The organism is Pseudarthrobacter sp. NamB4, assembly GCF_005796185.1.
In the GTDB taxonomy this organism is placed as follows: domain Bacteria; phylum Actinomycetota; class Actinomycetes; order Actinomycetales; family Micrococcaceae; genus Arthrobacter.
This window is the reverse complement of sequence record NZ_VAHM01000017.1, coordinates 12,347-30,270: the sequence shown is the minus strand read 5'-3', so window position 1 is coordinate 30,270 and position 17,924 is coordinate 12,347. Positions and strand designations below refer to the sequence as shown.

The window sequence follows — 17,924 nt, the reverse complement described above, 5'->3', positions numbered from 1 at the left end:
TTCAGCCGCGGCCTGCAGCGCCGGCAGGGCTGAGGTAGAAAGTGAGGCGGAACTTGCCGATCTGGACCTCGCTGCCGGACTTGAGCTCCACCCTGTCCACGCGGTCATGGTTGACGTACGTGCCATTCAGGCTGTTCATGTCCACTACTTCGAAGCTCCGCGCCGTGCGCCGGAACTCCACGTGGCGGCGGGAGACAGTGACGTCGTCAAGGAAGATATCAGCGTCCGGGTGGCGTCCCGCCGTGGTGACGTCGGAGTCCAGCAGGAACCTGGCGCCTGCGTTGGGGCCGCTATGCGCAACCAGCAGTGCTGATCCCGCCGGGAGCGCCTCAACCGAGTTGCGCTCTTCGGACGAGAGCTTGGGGGCGATCGTAGGCTCATCCCTCACCGGGGTGAGATGGATCGAGGTGGTCTCCGACGCCCTGGCCGCACCCGAGCCGTATTCCCCGTCGGCAGGGTTCTGTGTGTGGCCAGCCATGGACTCCTCCTCTTCCCGCTGCCGCCCGCAGGCGTGCAACCAACGTATGCCCTCCGGACCCGCAATGCGGGCCCGGCACCGGCCACCGATCCGGCCGCTGACGTGCGAAGACATCCTGCCTGCGCGGCGGTGCCGGACCGGAATTACCGGTTAGCTTTAGCCTACCTGCTGTTCGTACTCCGATGCACTGAGCAATGACTCAACAGCGTCAGCTTCGGCCAGTTTGACCTCGATAAGCCAGCCGTCGCCGTAGGGATCCGAGTTGATGAGCGCCGAATCGGTGTCGAGGGACTCGTTCCGGGCCACCACTTCCCCCGTGACAGGTGCGTAGATGTCACTGACGCTCTTGGTGGACTCCACCTCGCCCACCACTTCGTTCGCGGTGATTTTGGTGCCAACCTCCGGCATCTGGGCGTAGACAACATCCCCCAGTGCGTCCTGGGCAAAATCGGTGATGCCCACCCGTACCACGCCGTCGGCATTGGGGGCGGAGACCCACTCGTGTTCGGCGGTGTAGGACAGGTCTTCGGGAATGTTGCTCATCAGGGGCCTTTCATCGGGTCGAACACCAATGTCAACGCGGCCCGGGAAACGGGCCGCGTTGAAAGTATAGGCACAACTGCCGGAGCCGACGCCTGCGTTTCTGACAAGATGGGACGCATGAGCGAATGTGCGGTTGGCGGGCACGGAAGACACGGCAGGTAGCGGATGCCTGAGCTGCCCGAAGTAGCCGGCCTGGCCGGGTTCCTTGCCGGCCACCTGCAGGGAACCGTGGTGTCAAAGGTGCAGATCGTTTCCTTCGCCGTGCTGAAGACAGCCGATCCTCCGTTCACAGCCCTTGAGGGCCGTACGGTCACGGGCGTGAGGCGTTTCGGTAAGTTCATCAGCATCGACAGCGGCGGGGTTTCCTTCGTGTTCCATCTTGCCAAGGCAGGCTGGATCCGCTTCACGGACTCCCCCACGGACGGCCAGCTCAAGATGGGCAAAGGCCATATCGCTGCGCGCCTTGCCTTCACCGGCCCTGGCGGCCCGCGAGGTTTCGACCTCACCGAAGCCGGCACCAAGAAGAGCCTGGCCGTCTACGTGGTGCGCGATCCGCAGGAAGTGCCGGGCATTGCCACCCTGGGCCCGGACCCGTTCGCCGAGGCGTTCGACGCCGACATGCTGGCTGAAATCCTCGCCGGGAGTTCCCAGCAGATCAAGGGGCTCCTGAGGAACCAGGGCGTCATCGCGGGGATCGGCAACGCCTACAGCGACGAGATCCTGCATGCGGCGAAGATCTCCCCCTTTGCCACCGCCAGATCCCTGGACCGGGATACGGTGCAGGTGCTGTACGACGCCATCCACAGCGTTCTGGGCGCGGCGCTGACTGAGGCAAAGGGCAAGCCGCCCAAGGACCTGAAGGACGTCAAGCGGAGCCACATGCGGGTACACGCCCGGACCGGGCAGCCGTGTCCCGTTTGCGGGGACACCGTGCGGGAAGTCTCCTTTGCCGATACCGCCCTGCAGTACTGCCCCACCTGCCAGACGAAAGGAAAGATCCTGGCGGACCGCAGGACCTCCAGGTTCCTGAAGTAGGCGGGCATCCGGGCTGCCCCCGAATGACTAACGACAGAAGACACTAAAGCGGAAGCGCCGGAGTAAGTCTCCGGCGCTTCCGCTCTTTGGTCGGGCTGACAGGATTTGAACCTGCGACCCCTTGACCCCCAGTCAAGTGCGCTACCAAGCTGCGCTACAGCCCGCTGGTCCGCCGTTCTCCGCTGTGCTTGATCCACGAATCGCCCCGGGATTTCCACCAGCAGTCCGGCCGAACCACCTAGAAGAGCTTACACGATCCCGGAGGGTGCCTGTGACACTTTCCGGGATTCGGGCCCTGGTGTGTCGGAATTAACGCTGCCTGCCGCGCTTTTCCCGGACACGCATGCTGACCTCAATGGGAGTGCCTTCGAAGCCGAACGTTTCCCGGAGCCGGCGGGTGATGAAGCGCCTGTAACCGGGGTCCAGGAACCCGGTGGTGAACAGCACGAACTTCGGCGGCCGGGAGGAAGCCTGGGTGCCGAAGAGGATGCGCGGCTGCTTGCCGCCGCGGACCGGGTGCGGGTGGGCGGCCACGAGCTCCCCAAGGAAAGCATTGAGCCGCCCGGTGGCGATGCGCTTGTCCCAGTTCTCCAGGGCAAGGTCCAGGGCGGGAACCAGCCGGTCCTTGTGCCAGCCTGTCTTGGCCGAAATGTTGACCCGGGGCGCCCAGTTCACGTGGGCGAGGTCCTGCTCAATTTCGCGCTCGAGGTAGCGCCGGCGTTCGTCGTCGAGCAGGTCCCATTTGTTGAACGCCAGCACCAGGGCCCGACCTGACTCGATGGCGAGCTGCAGGATCCGGACGTCCTGCTCGCTGAGGACTTCATCCACGGCAAGGAGTACGACGGCGACCTCCGCCTTCTCGAGCGCGGCCTGCGTCCGCAGGGAAGCGTAGAAGTCTGCACCCTGGGCCATGTGCTGGCGGCGGCGGATGCCTGCGGTGTCCACGAACCGCCAGGTTCGCCCGCCGAGCTCAATGAATTCGTCCACGGGATCACGGGTGGTGCCGGCAGTGTTGTCCACCACCACGCGCTCCGTACCGGCCAGCTTGTTCAGCAGCGAGGACTTGCCCACGTTGGGGCGGCCGATCAGTGCGACGCGGCGGGGGCCGCCGGAACGCTCCACACCCTCGATGGTGGAAAATTCCGGGAGCACATCCATCACGTGGTCGAGGAGATCAGCAACGCCTCGGCCGTGCAGTGCCGATACCGGGTAGGGCTCGCCAAAGCCAAGGCCCCACAGCACAGCTGAATCAGCTTCCTGGGCAAAGTCGTCAACTTTGTTGGCCACCATGATGACTGGCTTCCTGCTGCGGCGCAGCATCTTCATCACGCCTTCATCGGTGGCAGTGGCGCCCACAGCCGAGTCGACAACGAAGAGGACCGCGTCCGCGAGCTCCACCGCCATCTCGGCCTGTTCCGCCACCCGGGCGTGGATGCCGCGGGCGTCGTGCTCCCACCCGCCGGTGTCCACCAGGGTGAAGTTCCTGCCGTTCCAGTTGGCCGAGTACATCACGCGGTCGCGGGTAACACCCGGGGTGTCCTCCACCACGGCTTCGCGGCGGCCCAGGATGCGGTTCACCAGCGTGGATTTACCGACATTCGGGCGTCCGATGATGGCCAGGACGGGGTCGAGCCTGACGGGTCCCTCAAAGTCCTCGTCGCCGTACCCGCCGCTGAGCAGGGCGGCGTCGTCCTCGTCGAGGTCGTAGTCCTCCAGGCCTGCCCGGAGGGACGCCGCGCGGAGTTCCGCTTCCTCGTCGTCAATAGCCGCCAGCCGCTCGGCCACCTGGTCCGTGCCCGTGGGCGTGTAGTCGTCTTCGCCGGCGCCGGAGTGGCCGGGAGTTTGAGTCGTATCGCTCATTGCACTGTCCTTAGTGGTCATCTGCCGGCGTCCCGGCTACTGCTGTTAAATCTTTGGGGGCTTCTGCGTACGGCAGTGGCTGCCCGGTGAGTTGAATGGAGTCCTGGACGTGGCCCGCCAGCGCTGCGCGGATTTCCAGCGCCGCCCTGTCCATTGAAGCACGGCCACTTTCCCCTGCCCGGCGGGTGAGGGTGAGGGCGTTTCCGAAGCTGACATGGAAGCGCCGGCCCGGCGGTGGCACCGAGTCCAGATGCTCGTTGCCGCGGCGGGTGCCCAGAATGGCAACGGGCGCCACCGGGGCACCGGTGGTGAGCGCCAGCCAGGCAACACCTCCGTTGATGTCCGCCGCTTCCCCGCTCCCCCGCGTCCCTTCCGGAAGAATCCCGACGCAACGGCCGGCGTCGAGCACTTGCTTACAGCGCTGCAGCGCTGCGCGGTCACCGGAACGGTCCACCGGCAGCTGGCCGGAGGCGGTCAGCACCCCGCCCAGGAACCCCTTGAACATCTCCTGCTTGACCAGGATGTGCATGGGCCGGGGCGCGGCACCGAACATGACGGGCCCGTCCAGGAAGCTGATGTGGTTTCCGGCGAAGATCACCGGCCCGCCGGTGGGAACGTTCTCGCTGCCAGTGACGGTGGTGCGGTAAACCACGTGGTCGAGCATCCAGCCCACCGGCCTGCTCCACACCGTGGTCCAGCCGGACGGGATGTCCGCCTGGCGGTCAGTCACGGTTGAGGACCTTCGTCACGATCACCAGCGCTGCGGCAACGGTCTGTTCAAAATCGAGGTCCGACGAGTCCAGCGTGACCACTCCGGAGGCTGCCTTCGTGAAATTCACCACCGCTGAGTCCTTGGCGTCGCGGTGGGTCACCTGCGCCGCGAGTTGCTCCGCGTCCTGGGTGCCGCCGAGCTGGATGCCGCGGCGGCGCAGCCTGGCTTCCTCGCTGGCCGTCAGCAGCATGCGCACCTCGGCCCCGGGCGCGACGACGGTGGTGATGTCCCTGCCTTCCACCACCATGCGGCGGTGGTGCTTTTCGATCAGTTCCCGCTGCCGGCGGATGAGCTCCGTCCTGGCTCCCAGCGTGGTGGCCACCGCGCTGACGGCGGAGGAAATGGCAGGCTCACGGATGGCGTCAGCGACGTCGACGCCGTCCACCCGGACGTACTCCTCCTGCGGACTGGTGCTCAGTTCCAGAACCAGGTCCCTGGACGCCTGTTCCACGGAGGCGGCGTCCTCGAGGTCTATGCCCTTTTGGATGCAGTACCAGGTCAACGCACGGTACATGGCTCCGGTGTCCAGGTAGGCCAGACGGAGCCGGCGGGCAACTTCCTTGCTGACGCTGGATTTGCCGGACCCTGACGGGCCGTCGATGGCAACCACCAGGGGCCGGCCGAGGCGCAGCGCGGGCATGGTATCGAGAAGTTCCTGTGTCATTACTGAAGTACCCGCCATCCGCGGTCGTTTAATGCTTCGATCAGGTGGTCGTGCTTGTTGGGCAATACAGACAATTCCACCATGCCAACGTTCTGTCCGGACGAATGGTCCAGCCGCAGGTCTTCAACGTTTACGCCGATTTCACCAATCTCGGTGAGGAGCCGGGCAATCTGCCCCGGCTTGTCATCCACCAGGACCGTCAGCCAGGAATACGCCTGCGGCGGACCGCCGTGCTTGCCGGGAATCCGCGCCTGCCCGGCGTTGCCCTCACTCATGAGCTGCGCCAGATCCAGCCTGGCACCCGGAGCAGTGGGCTGTTCCAGCGTCCCAATGAGCCGGTTGAGGTCTTCCCGCACTCCATAGAGGATCTCAACAACTTTGGCAGCGTTGCCGCCGAGGATCTGCACCCAAAGTGTAGGGTCGCTCGCGGCGATCCGCGTGACATCCCTGAGTCCGTTGCCCGCGAGGGACAGCGCGTGCAGCGGTGTCCCCTGCAGCCGGCTGGCCAGCAGCGACGACATCACCTGCGGCAGGTGGGACACCAGGGCCACTGCCTCGTCATGTTCGTCCGGCGTGAACTGCGAAACCACTGCCCCCAGGTCCGAGGCAAGTGACCGGGCTGCCTGGAGGGCTGCACCCGAGGTCTCCTCGGATGGGCACAGCACCCACGGCATCGACGTGAACAGCTCGCCGCGCGCCGCAACCGGCCCTGACTTCTCCCGTCCGGCCATGGGATGGGTGCCCACGTACCGGGAGAGGTCCGCCCCGCTGGCACGCAGCCGGGCGAGGATCTCCGCCTTGACGCTCGCAATGTCCACCACCACGGAGTCCGGGTAGTCGGACAGGGCCCCTGCAACCACGTCAGCGGTCACGTCCGGAGGAGCGGCGACCACTACCAGCTGGGGGCTCCTGCCGCCCAGCTCCCCGAGCGGCCGGCCGGCCCCGATGTCCACGGCCACTGCCTGGTTGGTGGGCGAGGGGTCGGACAGGTAAACCGGCACCCCCCGCCCCCGCAGGCCCAGTCCGATGCTTGTACCGAGCAGGCCGGTGCCTATGACCACCACCGGACCGTCCAGGTGCCCGCGGCCCTGGCTTTTGAAGGCGGACATGCCTCAGAGTCCTACGGATGCCAGCAGATGGCCGACTTCCTGCTTGCCGAGGTTGCGGATGCTGCCCTGGCGCTGGTCCCCCAGGCCGATGGGACCCACCTTGACGCGGACAAGCCGCTGTACCGGGAATCCGACGGCGTCGAACAGGCGGCGGACAATGCGGTTCTTGCCCGAGTGCAGCACTACCTCGATCAGGACGTGGCCAGGGGTTGAATCGACCAGCCGGAAAGAGTCGACAGAGGCAAAACCGTCCTCCAACTCCACACCTTCCTTGAGCTGGGCACCGATGCCGTGCGGGAACGGGCCACGGACCTGCACCAGGTAAGTCTTGGGCACTTCATAGGAGGGGTGCGTGAGGCGGTTGGCGAGCTCGCCGTCGTTGGTCAGCAGCAGCAGGCCTTCGGTGGCGACGTCGAGGCGGCCCACGTGGAAGAGCCGCTCGCCCTTGTTCTTGGTGTTTTTGAGGTAGTCGCTGATGCAGGGGCGCCCTTCGGGGTCCTCCATGGTGGAAACGACGCCCTTGGGCTTGTTGAAGACCATGTAGACGAGGTTCTCGTCCAGCTGGATCCGGAGTCCGTCAACGTGGATGACGGCAGTCTTTGGATCCACGCGGACACCGAGTTCGGTGACCACCTGGCCGTCAACCTCCACCCGGCCCTCCGCAATCATCTCTTCGCAGACACGCCGTGAGGCAACACCAGCCGAGGCCATGACCTTTTGCAGGCGGACGCCGTCGGCATCATGGAGCTCCGACTGGGGGACGTCGCCGCGCTGCCCCTTTTTGCGGGACGGCTTCCGCAGCGGGCCCAGGTTCTGGCCGAACCGTTCGCTCCCGAAGGCCCGCGAGGCAGCGGTGCCGGGCGCCCCGGCGCGTGGCTTGGATTTGGGCGCTCCCGGCGTTCCCGGGGCCTTCTTTGCGCCTGGCTTTCGTGCGGCCGACTTGCGCGGGGAACCCTTCGCGGACCTTTCAGCGGCAGGACGCCCCGGCTGGGTTCCTGCCTGGTCCGGGTCGATAAAGCGTTCCTCCCGCGGCTTGGGCGCGCGGTGCGGACGCTCGCCGCCGAACGCGCCGCCCTTGGCCGCGCCGCCACGCGAACCGCCGCCCGGAATGTTTTTGCGTCCGGAGCTGTTACGTCCGGAATTGCTACGTGGTGAACCCTGGCGTCCCGCCTGTGTCATGACCCGTCCTTCGACATATTGACCGGAAAGTGTCCAAGGACAACCTTAACCAGCCGTGCAGAAATAATCTGCCCTGATAAATACTCTTGCGTGCAGCCAGGGCGGGCCCTGGCTACAATCCTTCGGCATCGTAGAACTCGGCAATGCCGTCCAGTCCCGGAAGATGTGGAGACAATTGCGGCAACTCGGCCACCGAGCCGATCCCCATCCGTTCCAGGAAATATGATGTGGTCCGGTAGAGGATGGCGCCGGACTCGGGGTCGGTTCCCGAGTCCTCGATCAGCCCGCGCTGGGCGAGTGTCCGTACGACGGAGTCGACATTGACTCCCCGAATTGCGGATACCCTTGCCCTGGAAACGGGTTGGCGGTATGCGATCACAGCCAGCGTTTCCAAGGCGGCCTGGGTCAGTCTGGCCGTCTGGCCCTCCAAGACATATTTCCCCACAATGTCCGCGTAGTCGGCCCGCGAGTAGATCCGCCAGCCGCCCGCGATGTTCCGCAATTCAAAACCCCGGGGGCTGGAGCCGAAACCAGCAGGGCTGGCCTGATCCATATCCGGGGCTTTAACAGTATAGCCGTTATACTCGCGCTGGAGTTCGGCCAGCAGCGAGCCGACGGTTTCAACGGTGAGGTCCAGGCCGGCAGCAAGTTCCTCTTCTGTGGCGGGTTCGTCGATGACCATGAGCACAGCTTCAAGGGCCGCCTTGGCCGTGCCGGGATGGCTGAGGGGGTCAGGCCCACCGGAAGCCGTCTCTCCGGCCCGCCCGTCCCCTGCGGCATCCTGCATCACAGCTGCTCCTCAAATTCATCGCTCAGGTTTTCGGCCGACCAAACCCGCCGTCCGGCGGTCCAATGGACGGCAAGATCGGCGAGCGGCGTCAGCTGGTCAAAGGACACCGCTTTTTCCCGGAACAGCTCCAGCAGCGCCAGGAACCGTGCAACCACCACCAGGGTGGATTCGGCGTCGGAGATGATGGCCCGGAAGGTCAGCGGTGATTCCCGCTGAAGGCGCAGCCCCACGATTTCCGCCTGCTCCTTGACGCTGACGTTGCCGCCATGGAGATGGTTAAGCCCGACTTCCGTGGGTCTTGGCGCTTTCGGCTGGAGGGCCGCCCCGGCCAACGCCGCAAACTGTTCCGGAGTGTGTTTCCACACGAGCTCGGGAAGCATGGCAGCGAAGTGTTCCTCGAGGGCAACCTGGCGGGGGAAGCGCTGCGCTTCCTGGTGGAGGGTTTCGCCCAGGAGGCCGGCCACATGCTTGAAGGCCTTGTACTGGAGGAGCCGGGCGAACAGCAGGTCCCGGGCTTCCAGCAGCGCGATGTCCTCGTCGTTCTCCACTTCCCCCGCGGGGAGGAGCCGCGCAGCTTTCAGGTCCAGCAGCGTTGCAGCTATCACCAGGAATTCGCTGGCCTCATCCAGGGTCCACTCCCCGCCCAGTTCCTGCAGCTTCCGGATGTATTTGATGAATTCGTCCGTCACGGTGGCGATGGCCACTTCGGTGATGTCCATCTGGTGCTTGGCGATCAGCCCCAGCAGGAGGTCGAAGGGCCCCGTAAAGTTGGCCAGCCGCACCTCGAAGCCGGGCTTGGATTCGGCCACGGCCTTGCTAGGGTGCGCCGCCGCGCGAGATCAGCTCTTTGGCCAGGCGGCGGTAGGCATCGGCGCCGACGTGGTTGCCGGCGTAGCTGGTTATCGGCTCGGCGGCCACCGTGGCGTCTGCGAACTTGATGGAGCGCTTGATGACGGTTTCGAAGACCTTGTCCCCGAAGGCTTCCACCAGGCGGGTGATGACCTCGCGGCTGTGAAGTGTCCGGGCGTCGTACATGGTGGCCAGCACGCCGTCCACCTGCAAACGGGGGTTAAGCCGGTCCTGGACCTTGTCGATGGTTTCCACCAGCAGCGCCACGGCTCGGAGGGCGAAAAACTCGCAGATCAGCGGAATGATGACGCCGTGCGCGGCGGTCAGGGCGTTGACGGTCAGGAGTCCGAGGGATGGCTGGCAGTCGATGAGGACGACGTCGTAATCGTCTTCCACTTTCTTCAGGGCGCGGTCCAGGACCTGTTCGCGCGCCACCTCGTTCACAAGCTGGACTTCCGCAGCGGAGAGGTCGATGTTGGCCGGCAACAGGTCGACGTTGTCGACGCCGGTCTGGTGGATCGCCTCACGGATGTCCACCTTCCGGTCCATGAGCACGTTGTAGACCGTGAGGTCCAGTTCATGGGGATTCACGCCAAGGCCTGCGGACAGGGCGCCCTGGGGATCGAAATCCACCAGGAGCACGCGGCGGCCGTACTCGGCCAGTGCCGCGGCGAGGTTGATGGTGGAGGTTGTCTTTCCGACGCCGCCCTTTTGGTTCACCATGGCGATGACGCGGGCCGGACCGTGGGAGGACAGCGGCGCGGGTTCCGGGAACTCCCGGTACGGGCGCCCGGTGGGGCCCATCACCGCGTTGTCCAGGTCAAATTCCGTGCCCTCCAGAGTTGCTGAACCCTGTTCGCTGCTCACGTATCTATCCACACTTTCGATGACGGTGATTTCCTGCCGCTGGATGCCAGCGCCGTTCCTTCTTCTTCCCAAGGTTACAGGGGCCGACACGGTATTCGAGGGAACTTGACTTTGCACGGATGTTGAGCCTTGACCCTCTAGCTGAGGTCGAAGGTTGGAACTTTTCCGGGCACGCGACAGCCCCCGCAGCAGGGACTGCGGGGGCTGTTGCGGCCGTGGCCGTGCGGTAAGGCTAGGCGTTGGCCGGGACCGGCCGTGCCTCGGTTTCTGCCGGCACGGGCTCTGCGTGGCCGGCAATCATGGTCTGCTCGTCGAAGGGCAGTTCACCGGAGAGCACCTGGTTCACCTGGCCGCCGTCGATTTCCTTGACCCAGGTGCCGATCAGGACGGTGGCTACGGCGTTGCCGGTGAAGTTGGTCAGGGCACGGGCCTCCGACATGAACCGGTCAATGCCCACGATCATGCCCACACCGCCCAGCAGCTCCGGCTTGTGGGCTTGCAGGCCGGCAGCGAGCGTGGCAAGGCCGGCGCCGGTGACACCGGCTGCACCCTTGGAGGCAATGATCATGAAGATCAGCAGGGAGATCTGCGCGCCCAGGTCCAGTGGCGTGCCCATGGCGTTGGCAACGAAGAGGGAGGCCATCGTCAGGTAGATGGCGGTGCCGTCGAGGTTAAAGGAGTAGCCGGTGGGCACCGTGACGCCGACAACGGGCTTGGAGACACCGAGGTGTTCCATCTTGGCAATCAGGCGGGGCAGGGCAGCTTCGGAGGAGGACGTGGAGAAGATGAGGAGGTATTCGCGGCCCAGGTACTTCATCAGCTTGAAGATGTTGACGCCGGTGACCACCTTGAGCAGTCCGCCAAGGATGATCACGATGAACAGTGCGCAGGTGATGTAGAAGGCGGCCATCAGGGTGAACATGCTGACGATGGCCTGGACGCCGGTGGCTCCCACGACGGCGGCGATGGCACCGAAGGCACCCGCGGGGGCAAGCCACATGATCATGATCAGGATCCGGAATACGAGCACCTGGCCGTGGCCGATGGCCTTGAGGATCGGAGCGCCCTGCGGGCCCATCTTCTGCAGAGCGAAACCGACGAGGATGGCAGCAAAGAGGGTGGGGAGGACAGGAATATCTCCTGGAATAATGCCAAGGAGGAAGGCAACGGTGCTGTCTACTTCCGCCTTCTTGGACGGATCATACGGAGCAAGCTTCAGGCCGCCACCGGGGTGGATGAGGTTGCCCACCACCAGGCCGATGGCGAGCGCAAACGTGGACATGAGTACGAAGTAGCCCAGCGCCAGGCCGCCCACCTTGCCCACTGTCGCTGCCTTGGCAATGGAACCGATGCCCAGGACGATGGTGCAGAAGATAACCGGCGCGATCATCATCTTGATGAGCTTGATGAATCCGTCGCCGAGTGGCTTGAGGGACTTGCCAACCTCGGGGAACATCAGGCCGACAACCGCACCGAGGATGACGGCAGCGATGACGGCGATGTAGAGGTAGTGCGATTTGTCGATGCCCTTGCGCCGCGCTTTCGCGGTGTCAAGCGACTCTCCTCGTTGAGAAGCCATGATGTGTCTCCTTATATGGATAATCTGATAGACGCTGCGGCACAGTCTCTGGGCTCAGCACGTCCTGCGGTGTGATATCCATCATTGGTCACCCCGTGACACAGCTCACCGTTGCGTTCATATTGGTCGCGGCACGTATTTGGCTGCTGAAGGTGCGTGGGAGGTACCCGTGATCCACCCCTGGAGTATCGCCCGCCGGCTCTTCGTGGCAAACCTGCTGATTGTGGTGGTCTTCATCGCCATTGTCGGCAGTGCCACCTATGTCGATGCGCGCGACCGTACCTATGATGAAGCGGGCCGGCGGATGGCGGGGGTGGCTGCGTCCATTGCGGCCAGCCCGCTGGTGGTGGAGGCGGCAGCTGCGCCGGATCCCACCGCGGTCCTGCAGCCCTATGCCAGGGACGTCATGGCGGCCGCCGGCGTCGACTTTGTCACCATCATGGCCCCGGACAGGACCCGCTGGACGCACCCGCGCGAGGAGGAGATCGGCCGGCCCTACATCGGTTCTGTGGACGAGGCGCTTAGGGGCGGGCAGTTAACGGAAGTGACGGCTGGGACCTTGGGCCCATCCGTACGCACTATCGTTCCGGCCAAGGATTCAGCGGGCCAGGTCAAGGCACTGGTGGCGGTGGGGGTGACAGTCCGTACGGTGGACGTGGCCTTCGCGGGCCGCCTGCCTGCCCTGCTGGCGGTGGGTCTTGCCCTGCTGGTGGGAGGATCGCTGGCTTCCTGGTTCCTGGGCAGGTATCTGCGCAGGGTCACCCGGGGCTGGGGGCCGGAGCAGCTCTCGCAGCTGTTCGCCTATTACGAGTCCGTCCTGCACTCCGTGCGCGAAGGGCTGATCCTCATTGATACGAAGGGCCGTGTGGTGATGTACAACGACCAGGCCGCCGAACTGCTGGGCCTCGAAGGTGCCGGCAGCAAGGATCCCACCCGGCCGCCGTCACTGGCGGAACTGCCCCTGGAGGAGGAGCTCCGGGACCTGTTCGAGTCCGGGCGGCCGGCTAAGGACGAGATCGTCCTCACCGGTGCCCGGGTCCTGGTGGTCAATCAGGGACCGGCCAAAGGCCCGGAGTCCTCCGGCAGCCGCGGCAGGACGGCGGCGCCGGTCTACGGCACAGTGGCTACGCTTCGTGACCGGACGGAGATAGAGGCGCTGGGCACCGAGCTGGAGACCATGCGCACCCTGTCCGGGGCGCTGCGGGCCCAGACGCATGAGCATGCCAACAGGCTGCACACCATGGTGTCCCTGCTGGAGCTGGGCCGGACCCGGGAAGCTTTGGACTTTGCGACCCGGGACCTTCAACTGAGCCAGCAGCTGACCGATGAGATGGTCAGCTCGGTCAATGAGCCGGTCCTGGGGGCGCTGGTGGTGGGGAAAGTGGCCGAAGCACACGAACGCGGCGTCCAGCTTGATGTTGCCACCCAGGGTTCCGGTACCGTGGCAGGAGTAGCCGTGCAGGATCTGGTGACGATTCTGGGAAACCTGTTGGACAACGCCATTGACGCTGCCGCCGAAGCGGCTCCACCCGGGAGGGTGGGACTGAGTGTCGAGTCGGATGAGGAAGGGCTGGACATCGCCGTCCATGATTCCGGGGCTCCAATCGACGCCGGGGCTGCGGAAAACATCTTCCGTCACGGCTTTAGCACCAAGCCCTCCGGCCCCGGCGGTCGGGGCATCGGGCTGGCGCTGGTCCGGCAGGCCGTGCAGCGGCTCGGGGGTACATTGACCATTAACGGACGGCGCGGAGCGAAGTTTGAAGTGTTTCTTCCCGCAGCGGTGTCCCCGCAGAAGGAGCAAACACCGTGAGCAACATCCGCGTCCTCGTCGTGGAGGACGAAGCGGTCGCGTCGGCAGCACACGCCGCCTATATCGGGCGCCTGCCGGGCTTTGAGCTGGCCGGAAGCGCGCCGGACGGCCAGTCGGCACTTCGCCTGCTGGGAGAATTTTCGGCCGCAGGCAACCCGGTGGAGCTTGTCCTCCTGGACATGAACCTTCCGGATCTCCACGGCCTGGACATCGCACGCCGGATGCGGGCTACCGGCATCCTGGCTGACATCATCGCCATCACTGCAGTCCGGGAGCTGGCGATTGTCCGGAGTGCAGTGGCCATCGGCGTGGTCCAGTACCTGATCAAGCCGTTTACGTTCGCAACCTTCGCGGACAAGCTGGAAAGCTACCGGCAGTTCCGGCAGCAGCTCGCGGGCCCGGACGCGGGAGCCGGAAAGACCGGGGCGTCCCAAAGCGATGTGGACCAGGCCTTCGCCAGCCTGCGGGCGCCCTCGGAACTCCCCCTGCCCAAGGGCCTCTCGGTCTCCACACTGGGCTCGGTGCAGGACTTCCTCAGGCAGCAGCGTGATGCCGTTTCCGCCACGGAAGTCACGGACGCCCTGGGCATGTCCCGGGTCACGGCCCGCCGCTACCTGGAGTACCTGGCTGATGCCGGGACGGTTTCCAGGACCGCCCGCTACGGAACGCCCGGCAGGCCCGAGAACGAATACCGCTGGAGCGGGCGATGACCCCCCTGACGGGCGCTGGCTTCGGCAGCCTCACCCACCAGTGCCGGGGCGGAGGGCGCCGATCAGCTGCTCGAGCACCCCGGCATCTTCGTTGATCGGGGGCACCGTCTACTCCTCGCCGTCGGCGGTCTGCCGCATGGTTTTGCGGTGGATCTTGCCCGAACGGGTCTTGGGCAGGGCCAAGGGCGAGGGCTTCAGCGACGGCGCGGGAATCATCGGCATGTAGATGACCCCGCGTCCCCGGAGGCGCCAGCAAAGCGCGCTGCAAGTCCGGGAGGTTCCGAGTAACTGAACCGCCGCCGGGTCCAGGAAAGTCGCGCGGCGCGTCGAGCCAACACTCCCCCGGGGTTGGCCGAGGCTGTGCTCACAGCTGTCCCGATAGCTGTTGGTACCCATGAAAGTGCATCCCGTCCACGACATTGTGATGCCGCGATGCCAGTCCGAAGCCCTAGCCGGAACGAGAGATGTATACAAAAGTGGGAAATAAGTGCCACTTTTCCTTCCTTGCTGGTCAAAGCGACGCCGATTGTATACAGTGGGAGCAATTACTCAAAGGAGGCAACGATGCGCGCCAGCGACAGGGCCTACGCCGCTTTGCGCGACGACATCACGGAGTGGCGCCTCCTGCCGGGCACTGTGCTGGGGGAAGTGGAGCAGTCCGAACGCCTTGGCGTCTCGCGCACTCCGCTGCGGGAGGCACTGGGCCGGCTGACCGCGGAAGGACTGACGACGACGGCAGGCGGCCGCGGCGTCGTCGTCACCGATGTGTCGCTTGAGGACATCGACGAACTCTTCGAACTTCGCGAAACCCTGGAGTGCAGGGCCGCAGCGCTGGCAGCGGAACGCGGCGATTCCGCCGTCTTCCTCCAGCTCCAAAAGGAGCTCCTCGAGGCGCCCGCCCTCATCGATGGCACAGACACCGGGCGGCATGCCTACTACGACCTCGCGGGTCGCCTCGACGCAGCCATCGATGCCGCAGCATCCAACTCCTACCTCGCCCAGGCCATGCGCGGCCTGCGCGTGCACCTCGTCCGGGTGCGCAGGCTCGCTGCCGACGACGCCCGGCGCCTCGCTGCCGCAGCGGCCGAGCATGCCGCCATCGCGGAAGCCATCGCCGCGCGCAACCCCCGGCTCGCCGAAGCGGCCACCAGCCTGCACCTGCACCGCAGCCTTTCCCACGTCAAGAACACCCACACGCCCCACGACAAGGAGCACCATGGTTAAGGAACACCACGTCCGCGTATACAAGAGCGAGGAAAGCCTGCCCCGCGAGGAGCAGCTCGCGTACAAGATCGCCAAGGTGGCCACTGATCCGGTCGCCGTCACCCCGGAGGTCACGGATATGGTGATCAACCGGGTGATCGACAACGCCTCGGTGGCCATCGCTTCCCTGAACCGCAGCCCCATTGTCTCCGCCCGGGCCCAGGCCCTTGCGCACGGCCCCAGCACCGGCGGCCAGGGCGCCAAGGTCTTTGGCATCGGCGAGCGAGTCTCGCCCGAGTGGGCGGCATGGGCGAACGGGGTTGCCGTGCGGGAACTGGACTACCACGACACCTTTTTGGCCGCCGACTACTCCCACCCGGGCGACAACATCCCGCCGATCCTTGCCGTAGCCCAGCACACTGGTGCAAACGGTGCCGACCTGGTGCGGGCCACCGCCACCGGATACGAGATCCAGGTGAACCTGGTTAAGGCGATCTGCCTGCACAAGCACAAGATCGACCATGTGGCGCACCTTGGCCCCTCGGCAGCCGCCGGCATCGGCACCCTGCTGGGGCTCGACGTCGAGACCATCTTCCAGTCCGTGGGCCAGGCTCTGCACACCACCACCGCAACCCGGCAGTCCCGTAAGGGTGAGATCTCAACGTGGAAAGCGCATGCGCCCGCATTCGCAGGCAAGATGGCGGTGGAGGCCACGGACCGCGCCATGCGCGGCCAGACGTCGCCCGTACCCATCTATGAGGGCGAGGACGGTGTGATCGCCTGGCTGCTGGACGGCCCGGACGCCTCCTATCTGGTCCCGCTGCCCGAGGCCGGGGAAGCGAAGCGCGCCATCCTGGACACCTATACCAAGGAACACTCGGCCGAGTACCAGGCGCAGGCCTGGATAGACCTCGCCCGGAAGCTGAACCGCGAGCACCCCGAGGCCACGGATCCGGCCAACGTGAAATCCGTCCTGATCAGGACCAGCCACCACACGCACTATGTCATCGGCTCGGGCGCGAATGACCCGCAGAAGTACGATCCCACGGCCAGCCGCGAGACACTGGACCATTCCATCCCGTACATCTTCACCGTGGCGCTGCAGGACGGATCCTGGCACCACGTGGACTCCTACTCCCCCGCACGCGCCGGCAGGCCGGATACGGTGGACCTGTGGCAGAAGGTCAGCACCGAGGAAGACCCTGAGTGGACAAGGCGCTACCACTCTCTGGACATCTCGGAGAAGGCCTTCGGCGGGTCAGTGGAAATCACCCTCACGGACGGCACCGTCATCAGGGACGAAATCGCCGTGGCGGATGCCCATCCGCTGGGCGCCCGGCCCTTCGGGCGGGCACAGTACATCAACAAGTTCCGCACCCTGGCCGCCGGCCTGGTGGAGGAAGCCGAAATGGAGAGGTTCCTGGCCGCCGTCGAACGCCTCCCGGAACTCGCGGCAGGGGAACTGGACCAGCTGAACATCACCGCCGCCCCCGGCGTCATCGACCTCGGCGCTGCCCCCAAGGGACTGTTCTGATGCTGTACTCCGCCGTTACACCCGAACAGAAGCGAATCCGGTTCCGGGAACTCCTGGCCTCCGGCACCATCCAGCAGTTCCCCGGCGCCTTCAATCCGCTCTCGGCCCGGCTCATCGAGGAGAAGGGATTCGCCGGCGTCTATATCTCCGGTGCGGTGTTGGCCAACGACCTTGGCCTGCCGGACATCGGGCTGACCACCCTCACCGAGGTGGCCACCCGAGCCGGGCAGATCGCGCGCATGACGGACCTGCCAGCGATCGTTGATGCGGACACCGGTTTCGGCGAGCCGATGAACGTTGCCCGCACTGTCCAGGAGATCGAAAACGCGGGCCTTGCCGGGCTGCACATTGAGGACCAGTTCAACCCCAAACGCTGCGGACACCTGGACGGCAAGAACGTGGTGGACCTGGAGACCGCCACCAAGCGGATCAGGGCTGCGGCGGACGCGCGCCGGGACCCCAACTTCCTGATCATGGCACGGACGGACATCCGCGCCACGGACGGCCTGGCCGCAGCCCAGGACCGGGCAAAGGCCCTGGTGGAGGCGGGCGCGGATGCGGTTTTCCCGGAGGCGATGGCCTCGCTGGAAGAGTTCCAGGCAATCCGGGACGCCGTGGACGTGCCCATCCTGGCGAACATGACGGAGTTCGGAAAAAGCGCCCTCTTCACCGTTGGGCAACTGGCCGAGGTGGGCGTGAACATGGTCATTTATCCGGTCACACTGCTCCGTAGTGCCATGGGTGCTGCTGAGCGTACGCTGGACTCGATCAAGGCTGAGGGAACGCAGGAGGCACAGGTGGGCAGCATGCTGACCCGTGCGCGGCTGTATGAGCTCGTTGACTACGAGGCCTACAACCGCTTCGACACCGGGGTGTTCAATTTCCAGGTCCCCGGAAAGCACTAAAACGACCACCGCCGGCTCCGGCCGGTATTCGAAAGGC

General features: G+C 65.4%; 17 protein-coding genes and 1 tRNA gene. 6 read left to right on the top strand and 12 right to left on the bottom strand.

Annotated elements, in window-relative coordinates; all coding sequences use genetic code 11:
• Position 1: 1 nt before the first annotated feature.
• Together FDW81_RS14950 and gcvH are read right to left on the bottom strand one after the other, a co-directional pair.
• On the bottom strand, positions 2–478 hold the full coding sequence (locus FDW81_RS14950) for an FHA domain-containing protein (protein ID WP_138135014.1): 477 nt from the start codon (positions 476–478) through the stop codon (positions 2–4).
• 156 nt (positions 479–634) lie between these two features.
• Positions 635–1,021: a glycine cleavage system protein GcvH gene (gcvH, locus tag FDW81_RS14945; RefSeq protein WP_138135013.1), complete on the bottom strand. Its 387-nt coding sequence runs from the start codon at positions 1,019–1,021 to the stop codon at positions 635–637.
• 165 nt (positions 1,022–1,186) lie between these two features.
• On the opposite strand from gcvH, the gene FDW81_RS14940 reads away from it, so the two are divergent.
• The gene (locus FDW81_RS14940) at positions 1,187–2,056 is read left to right on the top strand and encodes an Fpg/Nei family DNA glycosylase (protein ID WP_138135012.1); all 870 of its coding nucleotides are present in this window, start codon (positions 1,187–1,189) and stop codon (positions 2,054–2,056) included.
• A gap of 87 nt (positions 2,057–2,143) precedes the next feature.
• Here the strand turns inward: FDW81_RS14940 and FDW81_RS14935 are convergent.
• The 10 genes from FDW81_RS14935 to FDW81_RS14890 all read right to left on the bottom strand — a co-directional run bounded on the left by FDW81_RS14935 (position 2,144) and on the right by FDW81_RS14890 (position 11,725).
• Positions 2,144–2,220: transfer RNA gene (locus FDW81_RS14935), tRNA-Pro, on the bottom strand.
• 145 nt (positions 2,221–2,365) lie between these two features.
• On the bottom strand, positions 2,366–3,916 hold the full coding sequence (gene der, locus FDW81_RS14930; RefSeq protein ID WP_138135011.1) for a ribosome biogenesis GTPase Der: 1,551 nt from the start codon (positions 3,914–3,916) through the stop codon (positions 2,366–2,368).
• 10 nt (positions 3,917–3,926) lie between these two features.
• Positions 3,927–4,580, bottom strand: coding sequence for a lysophospholipid acyltransferase family protein (locus FDW81_RS14925; RefSeq protein ID WP_370279092.1), 654 nt, complete (start codon positions 4,578–4,580; stop codon positions 3,927–3,929).
• Positions 4,581–4,638: 58 nt separating this feature from the next.
• Positions 4,639–5,352, bottom strand: a complete 714-nt coding sequence (cmk, locus tag FDW81_RS14920; protein ID WP_138135010.1) for a (d)CMP kinase — start codon at positions 5,350–5,352, stop codon at positions 4,639–4,641.
• A complete protein-coding gene (locus FDW81_RS14915) occupies positions 5,352–6,461 on the bottom strand; it encodes a prephenate dehydrogenase (RefSeq protein WP_138135009.1) in 1,110 nt (369 codons plus the stop codon). Before FDW81_RS14915 ends, cmk begins: the two co-directional genes overlap by 1 nt.
• A gap of 3 nt (positions 6,462–6,464) precedes the next feature.
• A complete protein-coding gene (locus FDW81_RS14910; RefSeq protein WP_138135008.1) occupies positions 6,465–7,640 on the bottom strand; it encodes a pseudouridine synthase in 1,176 nt (391 codons plus the stop codon).
• Between the two features lie 112 nt (positions 7,641–7,752).
• Complete coding sequence (locus FDW81_RS14905; RefSeq protein ID WP_138135066.1) at positions 7,753–8,427, bottom strand: SMC-Scp complex subunit ScpB; 675 nt, start codon at positions 8,425–8,427, stop codon at positions 7,753–7,755.
• Positions 8,427–9,239, bottom strand: a complete 813-nt coding sequence (locus tag FDW81_RS14900; protein WP_138135007.1) for a ScpA family protein — start codon at positions 9,237–9,239, stop codon at positions 8,427–8,429. The genes FDW81_RS14905 and FDW81_RS14900 overlap by 1 nt, the downstream gene beginning before the upstream one ends.
• Before the next feature lie 7 nt (positions 9,240–9,246).
• On the bottom strand, positions 9,247–10,146 hold the full coding sequence (locus tag FDW81_RS14895) for a ParA family protein (RefSeq protein WP_138135006.1): 900 nt from the start codon (positions 10,144–10,146) through the stop codon (positions 9,247–9,249).
• Between the two features lie 232 nt (positions 10,147–10,378).
• Positions 10,379–11,725, bottom strand: a complete 1,347-nt coding sequence (locus tag FDW81_RS14890) for a cation:dicarboxylate symporter family transporter (protein WP_138135005.1) — start codon at positions 11,723–11,725, stop codon at positions 10,379–10,381.
• A 169-nt stretch (positions 11,726–11,894) separates the two neighbouring features.
• On the opposite strand from FDW81_RS14890, the gene FDW81_RS14885 reads away from it, so the two are divergent.
• From FDW81_RS14885 to prpB, 5 genes are all read left to right on the top strand, one after another.
• Positions 11,895–13,535 (top strand): ATP-binding protein, encoded by a 1,641-nt coding sequence (locus FDW81_RS14885; protein WP_138135004.1) that lies wholly within the window; start codon positions 11,895–11,897, stop codon positions 13,533–13,535.
• Positions 13,532–14,245, top strand: coding sequence for a response regulator (locus FDW81_RS14880; RefSeq protein WP_138135003.1), 714 nt, complete (start codon positions 13,532–13,534; stop codon positions 14,243–14,245). The genes FDW81_RS14885 and FDW81_RS14880 overlap by 4 nt, the downstream gene beginning before the upstream one ends.
• Positions 14,246–14,809: 564 nt before the next feature.
• Positions 14,810–15,469, top strand: coding sequence for a GntR family transcriptional regulator (locus FDW81_RS14870; RefSeq protein ID WP_138135002.1), 660 nt, complete (start codon positions 14,810–14,812; stop codon positions 15,467–15,469).
• A complete protein-coding gene (locus FDW81_RS14865) occupies positions 15,462–16,982 on the top strand; it encodes an MmgE/PrpD family protein (protein ID WP_138135001.1) in 1,521 nt (506 codons plus the stop codon). Before FDW81_RS14870 ends, FDW81_RS14865 begins: the two co-directional genes overlap by 8 nt.
• A complete protein-coding gene (prpB, locus tag FDW81_RS14860; RefSeq protein WP_138135000.1) occupies positions 16,982–17,887 on the top strand; it encodes a methylisocitrate lyase in 906 nt (301 codons plus the stop codon). Before FDW81_RS14865 ends, prpB begins: the two co-directional genes overlap by 1 nt.
• Positions 17,888–17,924 lie beyond the last annotated feature (37 nt).